The organism is Bradyrhizobium sp. SZCCHNS3002, assembly GCF_032377435.1.
In the GTDB taxonomy this organism is placed as follows: Bacteria; Pseudomonadota; Alphaproteobacteria; order Rhizobiales; family Xanthobacteraceae; genus Bradyrhizobium.
The window spans coordinates 1-20,980 of record NZ_JAUHHY010000007.1 but is presented as its reverse complement, the minus strand read 5'-3'; the positions used below and the strand labels follow the sequence as shown (position 1 = coordinate 20,980).

Sequence of the window (20,980 nt, the reverse complement as noted above, 5' to 3'; positions counted from 1 at the left end):
ATGCTCATATGAGGACACGCAGACGAACAACGCGGCGCGTACGGCGAAATCGTGTGGTCCTGTCATCCCGATGCTGATGCCGTGTCCGATGCATGAACGCATTGTGGCGGAAACGGGGGCAAGACAGCCGGTCCCCGGGGAGAGCGCGTAGAAGCCGTCAGACCATCGCGCAGGGAGGCCGTGATGTCTCAGCAGAACCTTGTGGTTCCTGCCCCGTGCATTTTTCCCGCCGGGAGCCATGGGGCGGCGAGCTCCCGGTCTTCCCTGCTCCCTCCGATCGGGAGGGAGACCAAGGCGAGCACGACTCGGATGCTTTGACACCGCGAAAACGCGAACCGATGTGCCCGCTGCTACCCCTGGCTGTTTGACAACGCCCACGAACTTCGCTGGCTATACGCGTCGCGTGGAGCTGGATTGAACGTACACTGACAGATGTGACGGCCTTCACAGCCGATCCGCGCAGCGCATGTTAGGACTCAACGACGAGAAGAGCCGGACTGCCGGCCCGAGGAGTCGACCCCTGTGACGGAAACATCGACGACGACGTTGACTGACAAGGTCGCCCTGATCACCGGGGCGGCACGCGGCATCGGGCTGGCGACAGCAAAGAGATTTCTGCATGAGGGCTGGCGCGTGGCGCTTCTCGACATCGAGAAGACGCTGCTCGACGACGCCACATCGGCACTCAAATCCCCCGATCGAACGCTCGCGCTGCATTGCGACGTCGCGGACGCGGCGATGGTCGCCGATGCGTTGGCGCGCATTGCCGGCCGGTTCGGTCGTCTCGATGCGCTGGTCAACAATGCCGGCGTGGCGCGCTTCGCCCCGATCATGGAAACCAGCGAAGCCGACTGGCAACGCATCCTCGACGTCAACCTGACCGGGCCGTTTCTGTGCACGCGCGCCGCGGTGCCACTGATGCGCGAGCACGGCGGCACCATCGTCAACATCACCTCGATTTCGGCCGTCCGCGCCTCCACGCTGCGCTCCGCCTACGGCACCAGCAAGGCGGCGCTGGCGCATCTGACCAAGCAGCTCGCGGTCGAGCTCGCGTCCGCCGGCATCCGCGTCAACGCGGTGGCGCCGGGCCCGGTGGAGACCGCGATGGCCAAGGACGTGCACACGCCGGAGATCCGCGCCGACTATCACGACGCCATTCCGCTCAATCGTTACGGCCTTGAGGACGAGCTCGCCGAGGCCATCTTGTTTCTCAGCTCCGAACGCTCCAGCTATATCACCGGACAGATCCTGGCCGTCGATGGCGGCTTCGATGCCGCGGGAATCGGATTGCCGACCTTGCGCGGCCAACGCAGGAACACATGAAACGATGCCGAGCCGGATGCGCATCATCCTGACCCTGCTGCTCGCGGCCGTCCTGTGGGGGATCGCGACGATGCTGGCGCGCGCCGACGTCCGCATCATCTCCTCGCCCGGCGGCGAGGTGGGTCCGTTCCTCGATCTGTTCGAGAAGGTGCGCGCCTCCGGCGAGCGGGTCATCATCGACGGGCCCTGCCTGTCGGCCTGCACGCTGGTGCTCAGCGTGGTGCCCGAGGACCGCATCTGCGTGACGCGGCGGGCCACCCTCGGCTTCCACGCCGCACGCTCGGTCGACCGGCGCGGCCGCGTCTATGCGGAACCCGAGGCTTCCAAGCTGGTGCTGCAGACCTATCCCAGGCCGGTGCGCGGCTGGATCGAGCGCCGCGGCGGCCTGACGTCGCGGCTTCTGCTATTGCGCGGGCGCGAGCTCAAGGCGATGTACGCCTCGTGCCGCTAGCGGCGTCACGCCGCGTAGCCGTCCGCCGGGGAATTGATCATCCACGGAATGCCGAAGCGGTCGACGCCCATGCCGAAGCCCTTGGACCAGAAGGTCTTGCCGAACGGCATGGTGACGGCACCGCCTGCGAGCAGCGCGTTGAACTTGCGCTCGGCCTCGGCCGGGTCTGCGATCTGGAGCGAGACCGAGATTCCGTGCGGCTTGCCTTGATAATATTCGGGCGGCGAATCCGAGGCCATCAGGACGCCGTCGCCGATCGAGAAGCGGACATGCATGATCCTGTCCTTGTGCTCCGGCGCGGACGGCATCTCCGGCGGCGCCTCGCCATAGCGCATCATCATGTCGACCTTGGCGCCGAGCACCTCGCCGTAGTGTTTCAACGCCTGTTCGCAATCGCCGTTGAACGTCAGATAGGGACAGATCATCGTCATCCTCCTTGGTTGAAAGATCATTCGTCAGCGCGAGAGCGGCAGCAGTCCGCGCAGCCGGCGGTCGCGAAGCCACAAGCCGCCCCACAGCATCAGCCCGAGATAGAGGCCGAACAGGACGTGGCTGAACAGCGGACTGCCGATCCGGACATGCGAGGCGATGGCGCCGCCGAGATAGCCTGTCAGCAGGATCGCGCCAACGAACGATGTCGGCGGCAGGATATAGAGCACGGTGCAGAGAAGCGTGATGAGGCCGAGGGCACGCGCCATGGCGTCGCTTGCACCATAGCCCATCTGGTCCAGCGTTTCTGTGACGACCGGCAGAGGAACGAGCTTGATCGCGCCGTCGAACAGCAGGAACAGCGTCACCAGCCCGCTCAGGATGCGCCCGCTCCACAATTCGGCGCGCGAGACCGGTTCTTCCAAGGTGATCGTCGTCATCTGCAGCTCCTCCCCCGTGATGCTGCTCCAAGGACGAATGAAGGAGCGTGCCACCGACAGCCCGGTGCAGAATTTTAGATCGAATCTCGGCAGAATTTCACTGGCCGACCCGAGCCCGAGCCGTCGCACCGTCGCGCATCAGCCGGTCGAGCTGCATGCGGATATGCGCGGCCTCCGCCGAGCTGTGCGCCAGCGCGATGGCGCGGTCGAAGGCGGTCCGTGCCTCGTCGGTGCGCCCGAGCTGCATCAGCAGCGCGCCGCGCACACCGAAGAAATAGAAATAGTTGGCGAGCCGCCCTTCGAGCGGCGCGATCAGGTCGAGCGCCGCCTCAGCGCCGCGGACCTTGGACACCGCAACGGCGCGATTGAGCGTCACCACCGGCGAGGGCTGCACCACTTCCAGCGCGCCATAGAGCAGGTCGATCTGGGTCCAGTCGGTGTCCTCCGGGCGCGCGGCGCGCGAATGCAGCGCCGCGATCGCGGCCTGGATCAAATACGGTCCGCTGCGGCGATGGCGCATCGCCTTGTCGATCAGGGCTACGCCTTCCGCGATCATCGGCTGGTTCCACAGCGAACGATCCTGGTCGTCGAGAAGGATCGGCATCCCCTCCGCATCGAAGCGGGCGGCGCTGCGCGCGTGTTGCAGCAGCAGCAACGCCGTCAGCCCCATGATCTCCGGCTCGCTCGGAAAAAGGCGCAGCAGCAGCCGCGCCAGCCGGATGGCCTCCTCCGACAGCGGCTGGCGCAGCGCAGCGGTCTCGCCGCTGGCCGAATAGCCCTCGTTGAAGATCAGGTAGATCATGGCGGCGACCGCGGTCAGGCGCTCCGAGCGCTCCACCGCGCCCGGCGTCTCGAACGGCACGTTCGCCTGGGCGACGCGCGCCTTGGCCCGGGTGATGCGCTGCTCCATCGCGGTCTCGCCGACCAGAAAGGCGCGGGCGATCTGCTTCACCGTCAGCCCGGACACCACGCGCAGCGCCAGCGCGATCTGCTGGGTCGCCGGCAGGTCCTTGTGGCAGCAGATGAACAGCAGACGGAGGATGTCGTCGCGATAATGCGAGCCGTCGAGCCGGTCGGCCAGCGCGCTCTCGGCATCGTCGAGATCGGAGATCGCCTCGTCCTCCGGCAGCGGCTGCTCGCGGCGGACGCGGCGGACATCGTCGATGGCAGCGTTACGTCCGACCATGATCAGCCAGGCCGCGGGATCGCGCGGCGGCCCGTTCTGCGGCCAGCTCTTCAGAGCGCGCAGGCAGGCGTTCTGGAACGCCTCCTCCGCCGTGTCGAGGTCGCGGAAATAGCGCAGCAGCGCGCCGACGGCCTGGGGACGTGCTGATGTCAGGGCTGCATCGATCCAGGCCGCGTCGCTCATGCCAGCGCTCCGCCCGGCCTGAACGTGCCGACGGGACGGATCTCGTAGGAGCCGCCGGGATTGGCCTCGCCGAGCTCGCGCGCGACCTCGAGCGCCTCGTCGAGATTCGCGCAGTCGACGAGATAGAAGCCGAGCAATTGCTCCTTGGTCTCGGCGTAGGGACCGTCGATGACGAGCGGCGGATCCTCCTTCCGGAAGGTCGTCGCGGCCGTGGTCGGCAGCAGCCGCGCCACCGGCCCGAGCCGCCCCTGCTTGGCGAGCTTCTCCTGCACAACGGCAAGCTTGGCCATGACGGCGGCGTCCTGGTCCTTGCTCCAGGTGCAGACGACGTCCTCGTCATGATAGCAGAGCAGCGCATACAACATCGGAAGGCATCTCCATTCGTCTTCAAGACGGCGGAGTATGCCCGGAGCCGACAGACCGGCGAAGAATTTTCGCCGGTTCCGTGGGCCGGAACGACCGGCCTACCAGGAGATACCGTACTTGGCCGCGATGTTGCGCGCCCGCGTCTCCTGCGCGCTCTCGCGCGGCTGCTTGGCCCGGCCGGCCTGGCGCTGCGACTGACCTTGGGCCTGACCTTGCCCCTGACCTTGCCCTGCGGCACTTTGACCACCCGCACCTTGCGCCATGCCGGCCGCGGCGCCCTGCTGACTGCCGGCCTGCGGCTGACTGCCGCCCTTGCCAATGGAAATGCCGTTGGCCGACAGGATCGAGCCGACGTCGATGGTCTGGGCCTGAGCCGGGACTTGGGCCGAGGCGGATGAGATGACGAGAGCAGTGGCGAGAAGCAATTTGCGCATGGCGATGTCTCCGTGTTGATGGCCGGAGATTGGCCTGCCCGCACGATCTGGTATGTGGAACGCGTCACATAAGCTCGAGGACCCTCCGATGACCAAAGGCGCGCTGGCGCTCCTGATCCATGGCGGCACCGACAACTGGTCGCCGCAGCGCTGGAAGGCGCGTTTCGACGATGTCTGCGGCGACCGCCCGGTGGTGCTGCTGCCCGATGCCGGCCTCGATCCGGCCGACGTGCATTACGCGGCGGTCTGGAAACCGGTGCCCGGCGAGCTCGCCGGCTTCCCGAACCTGCGCGCGATCTTCAACCTCGGCGCCGGCGTCGACGCGCTGATGGCCGACAAGACGCTGCCGAGCGTGCCGCTGGCGCGCGTCGCGGTCGACGATCTCACCGCGCGGATGACAGAATATGTCGTGATGCACGTGCTGATGCATCATCGCCAGGAGCTGTATCTGCGCGAGTCGCAGCGGTTGAAGCGCTGGGCGCCGAAGTACCAGTGGCCGGCGGCCGCGATCGGCGTCGGCATTCTCGGACTGGGCACGCTGGGGATCGACGCGGCCGAGGTGCTCAAGCGGCTGGGCTTCCAGGTTGCCGGCTGGAGCCGCAGCGCCAAGCAGGCCGACGGCATCGAATGCTTCCACGGCGCGGCGCAGCTCGATGCGTTCCTGGCGCGGACCGACATCCTGGTGTCGCTGCTGCCGCTGACGCCGGATACGCGCGGCATTCTGGATCGCAGGATGTTCGCGCGGCTTCGGCGCAGCTCACCGCTCGGCGCCCCCGTCATGATCAATGCCGGACGCGGCGGGCTGCAGAACGAGGCCGACATCCTCGCCTGCCTCGACGACGATACACTCGGTTCAGTGTCGCTCGATGTGTTCGGCCAGGAGCCGCTGCCGGCCGACAGCCCGTTCTGGACCCACCCGAAGGTGGTGCTGACGCCGCACAACGCAGCCGACACCGACGCCGACGCAATCTCGCGCTACGTCGCCGAGCAGATCGCGACCTTCGAGGCCGGCGGAGCGCTGCGCAACCTGGTCGATCGCGTCAGGGGATATTGAAACGCTATTTTTTGTCAATCATCATATCGATTGCGCCGGCGACGATCGCCTCCAGCTCCTGACGCGGCACCCGCGCGCGCGCGCGGACCGCGATCGAGTGGATCGTCGCCGACGCCAGCCGTGCCAGCACGGCGGGGTCGGCGTCCGCCGGCAGCTCGCCCTTCTCCTTGGCGCGGCGGAAGCAGTGCGCGAAGGCCTTGTCGAGCTCGGTCAACGCGTTCTGCACCATGGCGCGGATGTCGGGATCGGCAACCGCCTCCGAGCCGGCCGTCATCACCGTGAAGCAGCCGCGCGGTCCCTCCTCGCCCGAGAGATAGATGTCGAGCGCCGTGGCGAAGATCTGCTCGAGCTGCCGTCGCACCGGCCAATCATTGCTGAAGACGTCGCCCATGAGGGCGCGCGCGTTGTCGCGATAGCGCTGATAGCTCTTGATGTAGAGCTCGCGCTTGTCGCCGAACGCGCCGTAGAGGCTTGGCCGGTTCATGCCGGTGGCGGCGCTGAGATCGTCGAGCGAGGTCGCCGCAAAACCGGTCGACCGGAACAGGTCGAGCGCCTTGCCGAGCGCGACCTCCGGCTCATACGCCCGCGGCCTGCCGCGCCGCTTCGGCTCGATCGCTTTATCGGTGCGCGGGTCGCCCTGCGGCGGCCCCTTCTTTTTTTGTACCATTTCGCACTAAATTCCTTGACCGGCCTTATATTATGCGGGACAGTATAAAAATCAATCAACGCTCCGGTCCGGAGCCCGAGGGAGACGTCCATGGACCTGTATTTCTCGCCGCTCGCCTGCTCGCTCGCCACCCGCATCGCGCTCTACGAAGCCGGCGCCGCGGCGAACTATCTCGAGGTCGACCCCAAGACCAAGATCGTCCTCAACGACGGCTCCGATTTCCGCGCCGTCAATCCGCTCGGGCTCGTCCCGACGCTCCGCACCGATGACGGCGACCTGCTGACCGAGAATGCCGCGATCCTGCAATATGTCGCCGATCGCTTCCCCGAGGCGAAGCTCGGCACCGGCCCCGGCATGGACCGCAGCCGCCTGCATCAATGGCTCTGCTTCATCGGCACCGAGCTGCACAAGGGCCTGTTCATTCCGATCCTCGACAAGACCGCGCCCGAGGAAATGAAGGCCCATGTCCTGAACAAGAACCTGTCGCGGCTCGATCATCTCGACAACCACCTGCGGGATCGCGACTATCTGCTCGATCATTTCACGGTCGCCGACGCGTATCTCGTCACCGTGATCAACTGGACCATGGCGACGCCGCCGGTCCAGCTCGCGAAATGGCCCGCCGTGAAGGCCTACTACGAGCGCCTGCGCGCACGGCCGTCGGTCGCGCGCGCCATCGCCGAGGAGTTCGAGCTCTACAAGGCGGAACTGGCGCGGCACAAGGCTGCGGCGTGAACCGCATACGAATTCATCTCCCCTTTATGGGGAGATGAATTCTGCGGGGAGATTGAACATTGTTCCACGAGCACATCTCCACCGCGCCGGATGCTTGACCGCGATCACGCCGGGTTGCAATCCTCGAATCGCAGGAGGATTGCACGTGGCAACCACATCCGTACGAGACCGATTGCTGGCCGACCGGCGCGCGCTGCTCGATCTGGGCACGCGCAACCGGCTCGTGCACATCCCGCTCAAGACCAAGACCATCCGCACCATCGACATCGTCGGCGCGCGCTCCGCTGCGCTGTTCGAGCTTCTCGGCGAAGGCAAGCGCTTCACGTTCCTGCCGGCGAAGGCGGAGGCTGCGGTAGCGGACGGCACCCTGCCCTTGAGCCTGCCGGCCCCTCGGTCCGACGCGCCGAGCGTCAAGCTGGACCAGCAAAAGAATGATTCGGAGTCAGCTGCTTCGGAGTCAGAGCCCCGGCAGCCCGACACCCGGCTCAGGACCCGGCTGTCATCGGAGGCGCTGCAGAAGCGCCTGCTGGATATCTGGTACGACGCACGAACGCTCGAGGAAGAACAGGGCGTCAATATCCTCTATCTCGCCTTCGGGCTGCTGAAATGGTTCGAGGACGACAAATCCGACGTCGAGCGCTTCGCGCCGCTCGTCCTGCTGCCGGTCCGTCTCGAGCGCAGCAGTGCCGCCGATCGGTTTCACCTGGTCTCGCGCGCGGAGCCGCCGTCGCCGAACCTCTCGCTCCAGGCCAAGCTCGACGCCGAGTTCGGACTCAAGATCGAGGATTTTGGCGACGAGGACGATGTCGACATCGCGACCTATCTCGCCGGCGTCGCAGAGACGGTCGCCAACAAGCAGCGGTGGGAGGTCAGGACGGACGCGATCGTCCTCGGCTTCTTCTCGTTCTCCAAGTTCCTGATGTATCGCGATCTGGACCCTGACAACTGGCCCGCAGATGGCGGCCTTGATCGTCATCCCCTGATCGCAGCGCTGCTTCAGGACGGCTTCGAGGGCGCGGAGCCGATCGTGGCCGACGACGGCAAGATCGATTCCGTCATCCAGCCCGTGGCGATGAACCACGTCGTCGATGCGGATTCATCGCAGGCCGTGGTGATCGAGGAAGTGGTCCGTGGACGCGACCTCGTCGTCAAGGGACCGCCAGGCACCGGCAAGTCGCAGACCATCACCAACATCATCGCGTCGGCTGCCGCCGAGGGGAAGACGGTGCTGTTCGTCGCCGAGAAGATGGCGGCGCTCGAGGTCGTGCACCGGCGGCTGAAGCATGTCGGTCTCGGCGCGCTCGCGCTGGAGCTGCACTCCAACAAGGCCAACAAGCGCGTTCTGCTCGAGGAGCTCAAGCGCTGCAGGTCGGCCGAGGTCGCGGTCCCGCGCGGCGAAGCCACGCTGGTGCAGCGCCTGACCGACAGCCGTGATGGCCTCAACCGGCATGCTGACATGATGCACCAGCCGCATCAGCCGAGCGGGCTGACACCGTTCAGGCTGCTCGGTCATCTCGTGCGCTGCGGAGACAACTCCGCGCAGCCTCCCTATCCGTTGCAGGGGGCGCCGTCCTGGTCTCCCCTGGATCTGGAGCGGCGGCGCGAGCTGATCGCCGAGATCGCCGAACGAATTGCGGCCGACGGCGCGCCTCACCTGCATCCGTGGCGCGGTGTCGGCCGCGACGCGCTCGATCCCGCCGAAATGACCGAGCTGCGGAGATCGCTGGACGACATCTCGAATGTTGTCGGCAGCGTCTCCACGGGCGCGGCCCGCCTCGGCACGCTGCTCGATCTCCCGCCGCCGGCCACCTTGGCCGACGCCGCGGCGATACTGGCCTTTGCGCAGGCCGCGGCCGCGATGCCGGAGTGCGACCGGACGGCCTTCCGCGACGCCATCTGGAGCCAGGCCGGACTCATCACGGACATCATCGACAAGGGGCTGCGCTACGCGAAACTGAGGACGGCCGTCGAGAGCGCCTTCGTCGAGGCCGCCTGGGATGCACCGATCGCCGAGTGCCGCAAGGTCATCGCCGAGAAAGGCCGCTCCTGGCTGCGCCTGCTCAGCCCGCGCTATCGCGAGCAGGTGGCGCTGCTGGCCTCGTACCTGAAGGTGCCGATGCCGAAAACGCTCGAGCAGCGGCTTCTGCTGCTCGACGGCCTCATCGCGGCGCAAGCCGCACGCCGGTCCTTCGCGGAGGTCGAAGCCGCCGGCAGCACCGCATTCGGAACGGCGTGGCAGAAGGAACAGTCGGACTGGGATGCGCTGTCCAGATTGGCAACCTGGTGGACTGCATTCCCCAAGCCGTTCGCAAACGACGACACGCGCCAGCGGCTGGCGCAGCTCACGCTGTCGGCCGATGATCGGCGATCGATCGAACAGCTCGACGACAGCCTCGCAAGTCTGAGGTCCGGGCTCGGCAGGCTGATCGATTTTCTCCAGCTGGAGCCTGCCCGCATCCCGCTCGACGCCGGCGACCAGATCCGGCTGGCCGAGCTGTCGCAGACATTGTCGGAGTGGCAGAATGCGACCGAGCGCCTCACCCGCTGGATCGCGTTCATGGGCCGGGTCCGCCTTGCGCGCGCGCAAGGCCTCGCCGCGCTGGCCGACCGCGCGCTCCATGGCTCCTTGCCGGGCGACGCGCTCGAAGCCGCCTTCGACCGGTCCTATTACGACGCCATGCGCGGCGTGATCTTCGCCGACCATCCCGAGCTGAAACGGTTCGACGGCGAATCGCACGACCGGCTGGTCGACGGCTTCCGCAAGCTCGACGTCGCACGCATGCAACTGGCCCGTGATCAGATCGCTCACGAGCATGCGGCGGCCCTGCCGCGCAACGCCGGCGGCATCGGGCCGCTCGGTGTGCTGAACGGCGAGCTTGCCAAGAAGCGCAATCATCTGCCGATCCGCCAGCTCCTGGAACGGGCCGGTCCGGTCATTCAGCAGATCAAGCCGATCTTCCTGATGAGCCCGCTGTCGGTGGCGCAGTTCCTCAAGCCCGGCGCGATCGCCTTCGATCTGCTGGTGGTCGACGAGGCCTCGCAGATCGAGCCGGTCGATGCGCTCGGCGCGGTCGCGCGCTGCCGACAGATGGTGGTCGTCGGTGACGAGCGGCAGTTGCCGCCGACGCGCTTCTTCGCGAAGCTGACGGGCAATGATGACGAGGACAATGACGACGAGGATCAGCCGACCTTCCAGGTCAAGGACGCCGAGAGCATCCTCGACCTCTGCCTTGCCAAGGGCCTGTCGCATCGGATGCTGAACTGGCACTACCGCAGCAAGCACCAGTCGCTGATCGCCGTGTCCAACAAGCAGTTCTACGACAACCGGCTGTTCATCGTGCCGAGCCCGTACGATGCGGTCGCGGGAATGGGGTTGAAGTTCAACTACACCCCCGATGCACACTACGAACGCGGCAGCAGCCGGACCAACCCCGGGGAAGCGCGGCTCGTCGCCGAGGCCGTCATGCGCCATGCGCGCGAGACGCCGGACCGCAGCCTTGGCGTCGCGACCTTCTCGGTGGCACAGCGCCAGGCGATCCAGGATCAGCTCGAAATCCTGCGCAAGGAAAACCCGGCAACGGAGAGCTTCTTCGTCCGCGGGGCCAGCGAGCCGTTCTTCGTGAAGAACCTCGAGAACATCCAGGGCGACGAGCGCGACGTCATCTTCATCTCCATCGGCTATGGGCGAACCAAGGAAGGTTTCGTCTCGATGAGCTTCGGTCCCCTCAACTCGGACGGTGGCGAGCGCCGGCTGAACGTGCTGATCTCGCGCGCCAAGCTCCGATGCGAGGTGTTCTCCTCGATCACCGGCGACGACATCGACCTGTCGCGCGCCAAGGGCGGCGGCATCGCGGCGCTGAAGACGTTCCTGACCTTCGCGCAGACCGGGCAGCTCGGCATCGCGCAGGAGACCGGGCGCGATCCCGACTCGGTGTTCGAGGAGCAGGTCGCCGCACGGCTGCGGGCGCTCGGCCACGACGTGAAGACCCAGATCGGCACCGCCGGATTCTTCGTCGATCTCGCCGTCGTCGATCCCGACAAGCCCGGCCGCTTCCTGCTCGGCATCGAATGCGACGGCGCCCAGTACCATGCGTCCCGTTCGGCGCGAGACCGCGACCGCCTGCGGCAGAACGTGCTGGAAGCGCATGGCTGGGTGCTGCATCGCATCTGGTCGACCGACTGGTTTCTCCGTCCCAAGGAAGAGACAGACAAGGTTGTTCGCGCGATCGAGGCGGCGAAGGCGCATTGGCAGGACGTCGACCAGGGGGCCGCGCGAGCTCACCCCGAGCCTCCGCCAAACCCCGCCGTGCCGGCGCCGGAGCAGGCCGAGGCGCGCCCTCTGGAGATGCTCGCGCAGGCGCCGACGGTGGCCCCCTATGAAGAGGCCAAGCTGCGCGTGCGTCGGGAGATCGAGCCGCACGAGACGCCGCTCGCCGACATGACGCGGCATGTCGTCGAGATCGTCGCCGTCGAAGGGCCGGTGCATGAATCGGAGATCATCGTCCGGATCAGATCGGCCTGGGGCCTTGCCCGCGCCGGCAATCGCATCCGCGATGCCGTGCGAGCGGCGCTGACATCGGCGGTTGCGAAGGGACAGATCGCCGGAGGTCCGTTCTACGCCGTGCCCGGCCAGGCGATCATCGTCCGAACGCGCGAGGACGTGCAATCGCAGTCCTTGCGCAAGCCCGAGATGCTGCCGCCGGACGAGATCAAGGCGGCCATCATGCAGGTCGTGGCGCAGAACTACGGCGCCGAGGAAGACCAGTTGATCCAGGCGGTCGCCCGGCTGTTCGGCTTCGGTGCGACCAGCGCCCAGCTGCGCGAGGTGCTGCAAGGCAGCCTCCAGGATCTTCTCACCGCAGGACACCTGCGCCGCGAGGGAGAACTGCTGACCAAGCCGCAGGAGGTCTCGCCGGCTGCGCAGGACTGACCCGCCAAATGGGTGCCGGGAATTCACCGCCCGAGCGCCGGCTGACGACCGGCGACATCGGCGATCCGGCCACGGCACCGGCCCGTCGCGGCTTCAGCCATGAGGAGACGCTTGCGATCGCCGAGGGCTCACCGCCCCCCGTTGCTGCTGCGGCGCGACCGCCGCCGCCCCGACGCGATCGCGACCTCCTGCTGGATCGGGCTGTATGGGCATGCGAGTCCTCGATCGCAGCCATCGACGCCGGCGGTCGCGAACGGCACGACCCAGCCGGAGACGTGAATTCCGCGGCGGCATCGCTGCAGCAGCGGAACTGGCGAGGTCCGAAGCTCGTTCAGATCAGGCGCTCGTCCCTGCCCGGGGCGGCGGAGCGGGATTGCACGGCTCCGTCCCTGCCACTATCCTCGGGCACGACACGCGCTGGCCCGCACCGCAACAGGAGCGCCCCATGCCGACCGCGACTTTGTCTCAGACTCCGGCTCCCCTGGACGAGACCATCACCATCGCGGAGCTGACGCGCGATCCCTATCCGATCTACCGGCGCCTGCGCCGCGAAGCGCCGGTGCTGCGGGTCAAGTCGGTGGGCCGGACGTTCCTCACCAAGGCGGCCGACACCAAGTATGTGAAGGACAATGCGGCGCTGTTCTCGTCCGACGATCCGAACACGCCGATGAAGCGCGCCTTCCTCGCGCATACCCTGATGCGCAAGGATCACGACGAGCACCGCGCCGAGCGGATGGCGATGATGCCGGCCCTGATGCCGAAGACGATCGAAGCCGTCTGGGAGCCGCTCTACACCAGATTCGCAACCGAGTATCTCGACCGGCTGCCGCGCGGCGAGATCGTCGATCTGTTCCCCGCGCTCGCCGGCCCCCTGGCCGCGCGCATCCTCGCTGAAGTGATGGGCATCCCGGACGCTGGCGATGCCGACATGCAGCGCTGGTCGCAGGCGCTGATCGACGGCGCAGGCAATTTCGGCTGGACGCCGGGGCCATTCGACGCGTCCGATATCGCCAATGCGGAGATGGACCGCTGTATCCGCGCCAACATGGAGCGCGTGCGCGCCGCGCCGGATTCGTCTGCGCTGTCCTTCATGGTCAACGCGAAGAACCCGATCCCCGAGAGCCAGATCATCGCCAACATCAAGATCGCGATCGGCGGCGGCATCAACGAGCCGCGCGACGCGCTGCTGACGATCCTCTACGGCCTCCTCACCAACCCGGAGCAGTTAGAGGCCGTGCGCGCGCAGGACAAATGGCGCTCCGCCTTCGAGGAAGGCGTGCGCTGGGTGGCGCCGATCCAGGCGAGCTCACGGCTGGTGATGGAGGACACCGAGATCCGCGGCTGCCTGATCCCGAAGGGCGACACCGTGATGACCATCCAGGCCTCCGCCAACCGCGACGAGGAGCTGTTCGCCGACGGCGAGCACTACAACGCGCTGCGCGACCCCAACCCCCACCAGGCCTTCGGCAACGGCCCCCACCACTGCGCCGGCGCCCACCTCTCCCGCCGCACCGTCGGCGCGATCCTGCTGCCGATGCTGTTCGAGCGGTTTCCGCGGATGGAGCTGGTGGATGCGGCCAGCGTGCGGTGGCACGGATTCGGGTTTCGGGGGCCGCTGGGTTTGGCGGTGAGGTTGGGGTAGCACCGCCTGAGCGCTCTTCATGTGCCTCGGAGCACTTGATCCGATCGCGGGACCGACCATGGTCACCGTAGCGTAGCGGCCCAGTCGCCTTGAGATTGCGGAGCCAAAGGGTGGAATGATCGATCGCAAATTAATAGAAGGTGATTGGTTGTCCCGGCGATTCGCCGATCGAGGCACAGAGGGCCGGCGTGCCCGCGCAAGACAATCTTGAGCTATCCGCCTCGGCTATGCATCCATTTGCATGACGAGTATGGTCGCGAGAACACGAAATGGCCGGGGATCGACCTTAGGATGAACATCGAAGCAAGAGCGACCGAAGCAGTCAACATAGAACAAAGAGATAGGCAAGAATCTAGCGGCGCTCCGGCTGATCGCCTTCGAGGTTACGGCCGCGGCCAAAGACCCAGTAGCAAGCTCTCGCAACAACATCTCGAAGCCCACCTCTGGGGAGCCGCTAACATATTGCGCGGCAAGACCGCAGGGCAGGACTATAAGAACTACATCCTGTCGCTGATGTTCTACAAAAGGCTGTGCGATCAATGGGAGAACGAGGCCGACGAGGCCATCGCCGAACTAGAGCGCCAACAGGGACGGACCTTTACGGACGCCCAAAAGGCAGTATTCCGCGCGCGTGGCGAACACCGCTATTCGATCCCGGAAGGCAGCCGCTGGGGCGATGTGCTGGCGGTATCGACCAAGCTCGGGGAAACTCTCACGGCGGCGATGAAGGCCGTTTCCGACTCCAATGATGAACTCACGGGCGTGTTCACCGTGGACTGGGCGCAGCCCGCACCGGATGGCAGCGGCAAGCCGCTCATCCCGAACGAAGTTGTGCACGCGCTGATCCAGCACTTCAATACTCACGACCTCTCCAATGCCAGCGTGCCTCCCGACGTGCTGGGCCACGCCTACGAATATCTGATCAAGCAGTTCGCAGATGATGCCGGCGCGAAGGCGGGCGAATTTTTCACCCCGCCGGAGGTGGTGGACACGCTCGTGCGCATCCTGGAGCCTCACCCCGGCGACACGGTTTACGATCCCACTGGCGGAAGCGGTGGCATGCTCGTGCATTCGGCAGACTTCCTGCGCGAAGGCGGCCAGCACGCCAATTCTGCTCAATATTTTGCCCAGGAAATGAACTGGGGCAACGCCGCTATTGCAAAGATAAACTCCGTGTTGCATGGGCTGGAGGCGACAATCGCCGCAGGCGCTAGCACTATCACGGACCCAGCTTTCAAGGATGGCGCTGGCCAGGGCGCAAGTTCTCGGTGGTGCTCGCCAATTTTCCGTTCTCCGATGAATTTTGGTGGCTTAAGCCGGAGCAGCAGACGGACGACAAGAAGAAGAAAGACAAGCTCAAGAAAGAAATTTTCGGCAAGGAAGGCTACAAAGACCCATTCGGCCGGTTTGGTCGCGGCACGCCGTTCAAGGCGCCGCCGGCCGGTTACGGCGACTACGCCTTCATCTTACACGTACTCGCCTCGCTTAATGACCAGGGCCGCGCGGGTATCGTCTGTCCACAAGGCGTGCTGTTTCGTGGTCAGCCGGAAGTGGAGGAGGAAACCGGCGAGTTCGACGACGACGGCAACCAGATCGTGAAACGCCGCAAGGCCGACGATGAGCACCTGATCCGCAAGGCGCTGCTCCAATCGCGCCTGATTGACGCCGTGATCTCGCTGCCGCTCAACGTGTTCTATGGCGCGGGCGTGCCAGCATGTCTGCTCATCTTGCGCAAGCAGCGGCCGCCCGAGCGGCACGACAAGGTGCTGCTGGTCTATGCCGCGCGGCACTATCGCGAGCTATCCAACCAGAATGAGCTTCGCCCGCAAGACGTGATGCGCATCCTCGTACATGTGCAGGCCTACGGCGAGGCGGCCAGAGTGCCGGACTTAGTAGCGCAGCACAGCGGACGCATCCGCGAGCAGATCAACGCACGCGAGCACGACCAGGTGGAACGGCTGGAGGCCGAGTACGCCGATGTCGCCGCGCGGTTAGCGAAGCTGGAGACGGAGGTTGCGGAAAAGCGCGCTGGATTGGAGAAGCTCACCCCCAAAAACGCGCGCGACAAGGCCGCTGCCGCGACGGCTAAGCTCGAAAATCAGCGTGACAAGGCGGCGGCAAAAATTGCCGAGCGCGACGGGAAGATCGCCGAAGCCCGCCGCCGCGCCGATGACGATCGCCGCGACGTGGAGAAGGAGAGCAGGGAACTAGGGGAGCTCTACGGAGATCCCGACGAACTGCTCAAGCACGCGCGCGTAGTGGGCCTCGACGAAATTGAGGAGAATGAATTCAACCTCAATATTCCGCGTTATGTCGACACCTTCGAGCCGGAGCCGCGAGTGTCGGTCAAAGATGCGTTGAAGGCATTAGGCGATGCACAGAAAAAGCTGGGGGCGGCAGAGACAGATTTGAGCAACATCCTTAAGGGCATCGGCTATGCAACATGATTGCTTCCCCGAAGCGACGGCGGATTGGCCTAAGGGACCACTCAGCTTGCTGGCCAATCAAAACCCACGATATTTGGTGAAGAGAGGCATCGAGTATCCGTTCCTGGAAATGGCCGCAGTGGCCGAAAACTTTGGTGGAATTCTGAAATGGGACTGGCGACGCCTGGAAAGTTCTGGCCTTGCCCGCTTCAAGCCCAATGACACTTTGTTCGCAAAGATCACGCCCTGTCCGGAAAACGGCAAGGTAGCGTTTGTATCGGGAATGCCGGGCGAGACAGGATTGGGCTCGACCGAATTCATTGTCCTGTCGCCGCGCGATGGCACCGATCCGCGGTTCCTTTATCACCTTGCATGCGCTCACGATGTGCGAGGCCGTGCCGCGGCGCGGATGGAAGGTTCTACAGGTCGCCAGCGCGTTCCAGAAGATGTCTTTGACCGCCGGTTGCTCGTGCCGAGACCTGCCCCGCATGAGCAAACCGCCATTGCCCATGTCCTCGATGCGGTGGATGCGGCAATTGATCGGGCGCGGGAGACCTCCCAATCAGCGCTCAAGTTACGAGCCGCGTTGCTGGCAGATTTGTTGAGTGTTGGCGTAGGTGATGACGGCAAGCTCCGCGCGCTCGACAGCAGGCAATCCGGTTTCGTTCGGACCGCCCTCGGATTTTTGCCCGAAGCTTGGCGAGTCAGCGATGTGGGTACCGAGTTCGACATTCAGTCGGGCGTTACGCTCAACGAGGCGCAGCGATCCGACCAGCGTCTGTGGCGTTATTTGCGCGTTGCAAACGTGCAGCGGGACGCGCTGCTGCTCAATGACGTTCAGATGTTACGGGCGCGCGATCCCGAAATATCAATTCGGCTCTTGCAGGCTGGCGACTTGCTTGTCGTAGAAGGGCACGCAGATAGAAGGCAGATTGGTCGCTGCGCGTTAGCGACGGATGACGCGGTCGGAATGACCTTCCAGAACCACCTTTTCCGGCTACGCTCCCGTAACGGTATGCTGCCTGAGTTTGGGTGCCTGTGGCTCAATTCGCGGTACGCACAGAAATATTGGAATGCGATGTGCGCCACTAGTTCTGGTCTTAATACTATTAATCAGCGCATGTTACGGCGTTTACGCCTCGGTGTGCCGTCCTGCCGAGAGCAAGCGCGCATTGTTGCTATTTCTGAAGCCAGCAAATCGCACATCAGCGAACTTGGAAAAAAGTTGGCTGCGCTCGAAGGGCTAAAACGGTCCCTCATGCACGACCTCCTCACTGGCACCGTCCGCGTGAACTCTGCGCCATTGTAAACGGAGGCCGTTGCATGAGCGAAGCCGGTTATGTCGAACTGCCGATCTTGAAATGGCTTTCCGGTCAAGGCAGCGTCACGCCCGGAGACAAGGGGCTTGGCTGGAGTTACCGTGACGAAGCTGGACTGCACCCCTCAAGTGATACACGATAATTTCAGTGACAGAGGGTGAAGTTCATCGCGTGTTGTTTTGCGTGAAGGCGGCTTCGAACTCAAGGGGAGATCGATAGCCGAGCGCCGAGTGTAGCCGCTCTTTGTTGTAGATCTCGGCGATGAAGCTGTTGATCCGCCGCCGAGCGTCGTTGAGGTCGGCGAATGTCTTGCCGTTGATCTCCTCGGCTTTCAGCGTCTTCATGAAGCTTTCGGCCTTGGCGTTGTCGTAGGGATTGCCGGGGCTGCTCATGCTGATCTTGATCTCGCGATCGGCAAGGCGCTGGCGATAGGCGATCGAGGCGTATTGCACGCCGCGGTCGGAGTGGTGGATCAGACTGCCGGGCTTCGGATTGCGGGCTTTGAGCGCGTTGTCTAGCGCGGCTACGGCAAGCGAGGCGTCGAGCGTGTTTTCAAAGGCCCAGCCGACCGCCTTGCGTGAGAAGCCGTCGAGAATGACGGCGAGATAGGCGAATGTCCTGGCGAGGTGGACATAAGTGATGTCCGCGACCCAGATCTGATCGGGTGCGGACGGCGCCAGGCCGCGGATCAGATTCGGCACGACGATCACGCTCGTCGGCCGTTCCGTCGGCGGCTTCAGGAACGGCGTCTTGCGCTGGGCGAGGAGATTGTCCTGACGCATGAATCGCAGGACTTTCTTGGCATTGACGACCATCCCCCGACGGCGAAGCATGGCCGTTACCCGTCGATAGCCGTAGAAAGGATGCTTGAGGCAAATGCGCTGGAGCTGGTCACGCAGCTCACACTCGGCCTCTTCGCGGCTGCGCCTGTTGAGATAGCGATAGTACGTCGCGCGAGGAAGGCCTGCGAGCGCGCAGAGGTGTTGCACGTGAGCGTGCGATTCGGCAGTCTCCGCTGTCATGCTTTGGATGACTTCGATGATGCGGGGGCGGGTTTGCCTTGCGCGGCCGGCCGCTCCAGAGCGCGCAAGGCTTGCCGAAAAAAATCGAGGTCCATCTGTTGCCGGCCGACCAGCCGTTCCAGCTCGGCGATCCGCGCCTTCGCCTGCGTTAGCGCCGAGCGCTTGTCGTCATAGGTCGCCACAGGCTTCAGCTTGCGGGGGCCAGGCTTGGGGCCGCGCTTGCGGTTCAACCCCTCCGGCCCCTCCGCCTTCCAGGCCTTGATCCACTCGTGCAGAAGCTTCCGCGCAATGCCGAGATCACGGGCGACGGGCAGAACGCCTTCGCCCCGCTCGACACGCTTGATTGCCTTCAATTTGTAAGCCGTCGGAAACTGACGGATCTTTCCTCGTACTGCCACAGGTCATCCTCGAATGCCTGTCACTGAAATTATCGTGTCTCACTTGAGGGGTGCAGTCCAAAGCCGCAATGGCCGCGTTCGACCGCCCGCTCGAAGACCCGCTGGTGGAGAAGCTGTTGGTTGAAGCGATCCTGCGCATCAATACTCATGTTGAGACGCCGGAAAAGGCAAAGCTTGCCATCAAGGCACTGCGTACCACGATCGACGCGCCGGACAAGCTCACCGCCAACCGCGAAACGCTCGATCGCCTGCGCGACGGCGTTAAGGTGCAGCTCAAGGCTGGCGAAGACGCGCGCACGGTCTTCTTCATTGCCTTCGAGCCGGAACGTCAGCATCTTAACGACTATACCGCGACAAATCAGTACCGCGTGCAAGGTGTCAAGCAATGCCGCGATGACACCGTACTGTTGGTCAACGGCATTCCGCTGGTGATCGCTGAATACAAGAGCTACCTCACCAGCGGTAAGGACTGGACGGAGGCCGTGCACCAACTGCACCGCTACCAGCGTCAGGCCCCGCTGATGCTCACGCCCAATGTGTTCTGCGTGGCGGCGGATGAGGATGCATTCCGCTTCGGCACGGTGCTGTTCCACGACGCAACGAAGGATGACGTCGAGCGTCACCTCGACACCTGGGGGCCGTGGCTGTCGCGCTATCCCGATGTCAAAGGCTGGTGGAACGAACCCGAGGCCGACAACCCGGACGATACGCTGGAGATACCGGTCAAGGGCCTACTGCGCCTGGCACCTGCACATGTGCTGGACTTTTTGCAGCACTTCACCGTGTTCGAGACCAAGAAGGGCAAAACCATTAAGAAGGTGGCGCGCTATCAACAGTTCGAGGCGGTGAACGACATCGTCGATCGGGCGATAGGACTGATTGGCAAGCCAGTGAATGCGCAGGACCGCACGGGGCTCATCTGGCACACGCAAGGCTCAGGCAAATCGCTGACCATGGTATTCGCCGCGTACAAGCTGCGGCGACAGGCAGCGCTGAAGAACCCAACGGTCCTGATCGTGGTGGACAGGCGCGACCTGAAAACGCAGATTTCCGACGACTTCGATGCCTGCGACTACCCCAACGTGGAAAAGGCACTGGGCGTCGAAGACCTTAAGACCAAGCTGCGCAATCTGTGGCGCGGCACGCTGGTGACGACCGTCCAGTCGTTCCAAAAGATGGGCGACCTGAAGCCTCTGGACGAGGACAACATCGTCATGCTGGTGGACGAGGCCCACCGCTCGCAGAAGGGGGCTAGCGCCGAAAGCTATGCGATGACGATGCGGGTGAAGCTGCCAAATGCCTTCCGATTCGGCTTGACGGGAACACCCATCGACCGCGCGATGGTCAACACGCACCGCGATTTCGGCCCGATCGTGAACGGCCAGCAGGAGCGTTACCTCAGCTATTACGGCATTAAGCGCGCCATCAAGGACGGCGCTACACTAGAGGTGCATTACCAGCGCGACCCCGTACCCTTCCTCGTGGACGAAAAAACGCTGAATGTCGAATTCGAGAAGATGTGCGAGGAGATGGAGGTCGAGGACGAAGAGGCCAAGGACTTGATTCAGCGCCAGCGTTCGCAATGGAAGGAGCTAGCCCGCCATCCCGACCGCGTGGAATTGGTGGTTGGCAAGATGTTGGAGCACTTCCTCGCCTACCCCGACCCCGACGGGTTCAAGGCGCAATTGGTGGGCGTGGATCGCACAGCCTGCGCGCGATTCAAGGATGCGCTAGACATTAAGCTTAAGGAACGCGGCCTTCCGCCAGATTGGTGCGACGTTATCATCTCCGAAGGTCAGAACGACGACCCCGATCTAGCGCGCTTCCATTATGGCAAGCAAAAGCAGGATGAGTTGATTGACTATTTCAAGCTCACACCTAAGCAGTGGGAAGATTAGTGGACTGCACCCCTCAAGTGAGACACGATAATCTCAGTGACAATGGGTAAAGTCATCGCATCGTGTTTTGCTTGAAC

18 protein-coding genes and 1 pseudogene are annotated in these 20,980 nt (G+C 64.4%); 11 read left to right on the top strand and 8 right to left on the bottom strand.

Going from position 1 to position 20,980, the window contains the following annotated elements:
- Nucleotides 1–522 precede the first annotated feature (522 nt).
- Together QW845_RS16200 and QW845_RS16195 are read left to right on the top strand one after the other, a co-directional pair.
- The gene (locus tag QW845_RS16200) at nt 523–1,323 is read left to right on the top strand and encodes an SDR family oxidoreductase (protein WP_315717595.1); all 801 of its coding nucleotides are present in this window, start codon (nt 523–525) and stop codon (nt 1,321–1,323) included.
- A gap of 4 nt (nt 1,324–1,327) precedes the next feature.
- Nucleotides 1,328–1,774, top strand: coding sequence for a hypothetical protein (locus QW845_RS16195; protein WP_315802574.1), 447 nt, complete (start codon nt 1,328–1,330; stop codon nt 1,772–1,774).
- 5 nt (nt 1,775–1,779) lie between these two features.
- Here QW845_RS16195 and QW845_RS16190 read toward each other — a convergent pair whose 3' ends face one another.
- The 5 genes from QW845_RS16190 to QW845_RS16170 all read right to left on the bottom strand — a co-directional run bounded on the left by QW845_RS16190 (nt 1,780) and on the right by QW845_RS16170 (nt 4,812).
- On the bottom strand, nt 1,780–2,199 hold the full coding sequence (locus tag QW845_RS16190; RefSeq protein ID WP_315802573.1) for a VOC family protein: 420 nt from the start codon (nt 2,197–2,199) through the stop codon (nt 1,780–1,782).
- Nucleotides 2,200–2,229: 30 nt separating this feature from the next.
- The gene (locus QW845_RS16185) at nt 2,230–2,643 is read right to left on the bottom strand and encodes a DoxX family protein (protein ID WP_315802572.1); all 414 of its coding nucleotides are present in this window, start codon (nt 2,641–2,643) and stop codon (nt 2,230–2,232) included.
- A 97-nt stretch (nt 2,644–2,740) separates the two neighbouring features.
- Nucleotides 2,741–4,012: an RNA polymerase sigma factor gene (locus tag QW845_RS16180; protein WP_315802571.1), complete on the bottom strand. Its 1,272-nt coding sequence runs from the start codon at nt 4,010–4,012 to the stop codon at nt 2,741–2,743.
- Nucleotides 4,009–4,377: a YciI family protein gene (locus QW845_RS16175; protein WP_315802570.1), complete on the bottom strand. Its 369-nt coding sequence runs from the start codon at nt 4,375–4,377 to the stop codon at nt 4,009–4,011. Before QW845_RS16175 ends, QW845_RS16180 begins: the two co-directional genes overlap by 4 nt.
- A 99-nt stretch (nt 4,378–4,476) precedes the next feature.
- Nucleotides 4,477–4,812: a hypothetical protein gene (locus QW845_RS16170; protein ID WP_315802569.1), complete on the bottom strand. Its 336-nt coding sequence runs from the start codon at nt 4,810–4,812 to the stop codon at nt 4,477–4,479.
- An 88-nt stretch (nt 4,813–4,900) separates the two neighbouring features.
- On the opposite strand from QW845_RS16170, the gene QW845_RS16165 reads away from it, so the two are divergent.
- A complete protein-coding gene (locus QW845_RS16165) occupies nt 4,901–5,866 on the top strand; it encodes a glyoxylate/hydroxypyruvate reductase A (protein WP_315802568.1) in 966 nt (321 codons plus the stop codon).
- 4 nt (nt 5,867–5,870) lie between these two features.
- Here QW845_RS16165 and QW845_RS16160 read toward each other — a convergent pair whose 3' ends face one another.
- Nucleotides 5,871–6,533, bottom strand: a complete 663-nt coding sequence (locus QW845_RS16160) for a TetR/AcrR family transcriptional regulator (RefSeq protein WP_315802567.1) — start codon at nt 6,531–6,533, stop codon at nt 5,871–5,873.
- 90 nt (nt 6,534–6,623) lie between these two features.
- Here QW845_RS16160 and QW845_RS16155 point away from each other — a divergent pair, with 90 nt between their 5' ends.
- The 7 genes and pseudogenes from QW845_RS16155 to QW845_RS16125 all read left to right on the top strand — a co-directional run bounded on the left by QW845_RS16155 (nt 6,624) and on the right by QW845_RS16125 (nt 17,727).
- Nucleotides 6,624–7,268 (top strand): glutathione binding-like protein, encoded by a 645-nt coding sequence (locus tag QW845_RS16155; RefSeq protein ID WP_315802566.1) that lies wholly within the window; start codon nt 6,624–6,626, stop codon nt 7,266–7,268.
- A 94-nt stretch (nt 7,269–7,362) separates the two neighbouring features.
- Entirely contained in the window at nt 7,363–12,198 is a 4,836-nt protein-coding gene (locus tag QW845_RS16150; protein WP_315802565.1) for a DUF3320 domain-containing protein, read from the top strand.
- 445 nt (nt 12,199–12,643) lie between these two features.
- Nucleotides 12,644–13,840, top strand: a complete 1,197-nt coding sequence (locus QW845_RS16145) for a cytochrome P450 (protein WP_315802564.1) — start codon at nt 12,644–12,646, stop codon at nt 13,838–13,840.
- Nucleotides 13,841–14,131: 291 nt separating this feature from the next.
- Nucleotides 14,132–15,067, top strand: a pseudogene (locus QW845_RS16140) (N-6 DNA methylase); the annotation flags it as partial.
- Nucleotides 15,068–15,108: 41 nt separating this feature from the next.
- On the top strand, nt 15,109–16,287 hold the full coding sequence (locus QW845_RS16135; protein ID WP_409997928.1) for an N-6 DNA methylase: 1,179 nt from the start codon (nt 15,109–15,111) through the stop codon (nt 16,285–16,287).
- A gap of 46 nt (nt 16,288–16,333) precedes the next feature.
- A complete protein-coding gene (locus QW845_RS16130; RefSeq protein ID WP_315802561.1) occupies nt 16,334–17,575 on the top strand; it encodes a hypothetical protein in 1,242 nt (413 codons plus the stop codon).
- Between the two features lie 14 nt (nt 17,576–17,589).
- Nucleotides 17,590–17,727 carry a hypothetical protein gene (locus QW845_RS16125; protein ID WP_315802560.1) on the top strand — a complete coding sequence of 46 codons (138 nt, stop codon included), beginning with the start codon at nt 17,590–17,592 and terminating at the stop codon, nt 17,725–17,727.
- A 22-nt stretch (nt 17,728–17,749) separates the two neighbouring features.
- On the opposite strand, the gene QW845_RS16120 is transcribed toward QW845_RS16125, so the two are convergent.
- Complete coding sequence (locus QW845_RS16120; RefSeq protein ID WP_315802559.1) at nt 17,750–18,607, bottom strand: IS3 family transposase; 858 nt, start codon at nt 18,605–18,607, stop codon at nt 17,750–17,752.
- Nucleotides 18,604–19,005, bottom strand: a complete 402-nt coding sequence (locus tag QW845_RS16115) for a transposase (RefSeq protein ID WP_315802558.1) — start codon at nt 19,003–19,005, stop codon at nt 18,604–18,606. Before QW845_RS16115 ends, QW845_RS16120 begins: the two co-directional genes overlap by 4 nt.
- 68 nt (nt 19,006–19,073) lie before the next feature.
- Between QW845_RS16115 and QW845_RS16110 the strand changes: the two genes are divergently transcribed.
- A complete protein-coding gene (locus QW845_RS16110) occupies nt 19,074–20,903 on the top strand; it encodes an HsdR family type I site-specific deoxyribonuclease (protein WP_315802557.1) in 1,830 nt (609 codons plus the stop codon).
- Nucleotides 20,904–20,980: the final 77 nt, after the last annotated feature.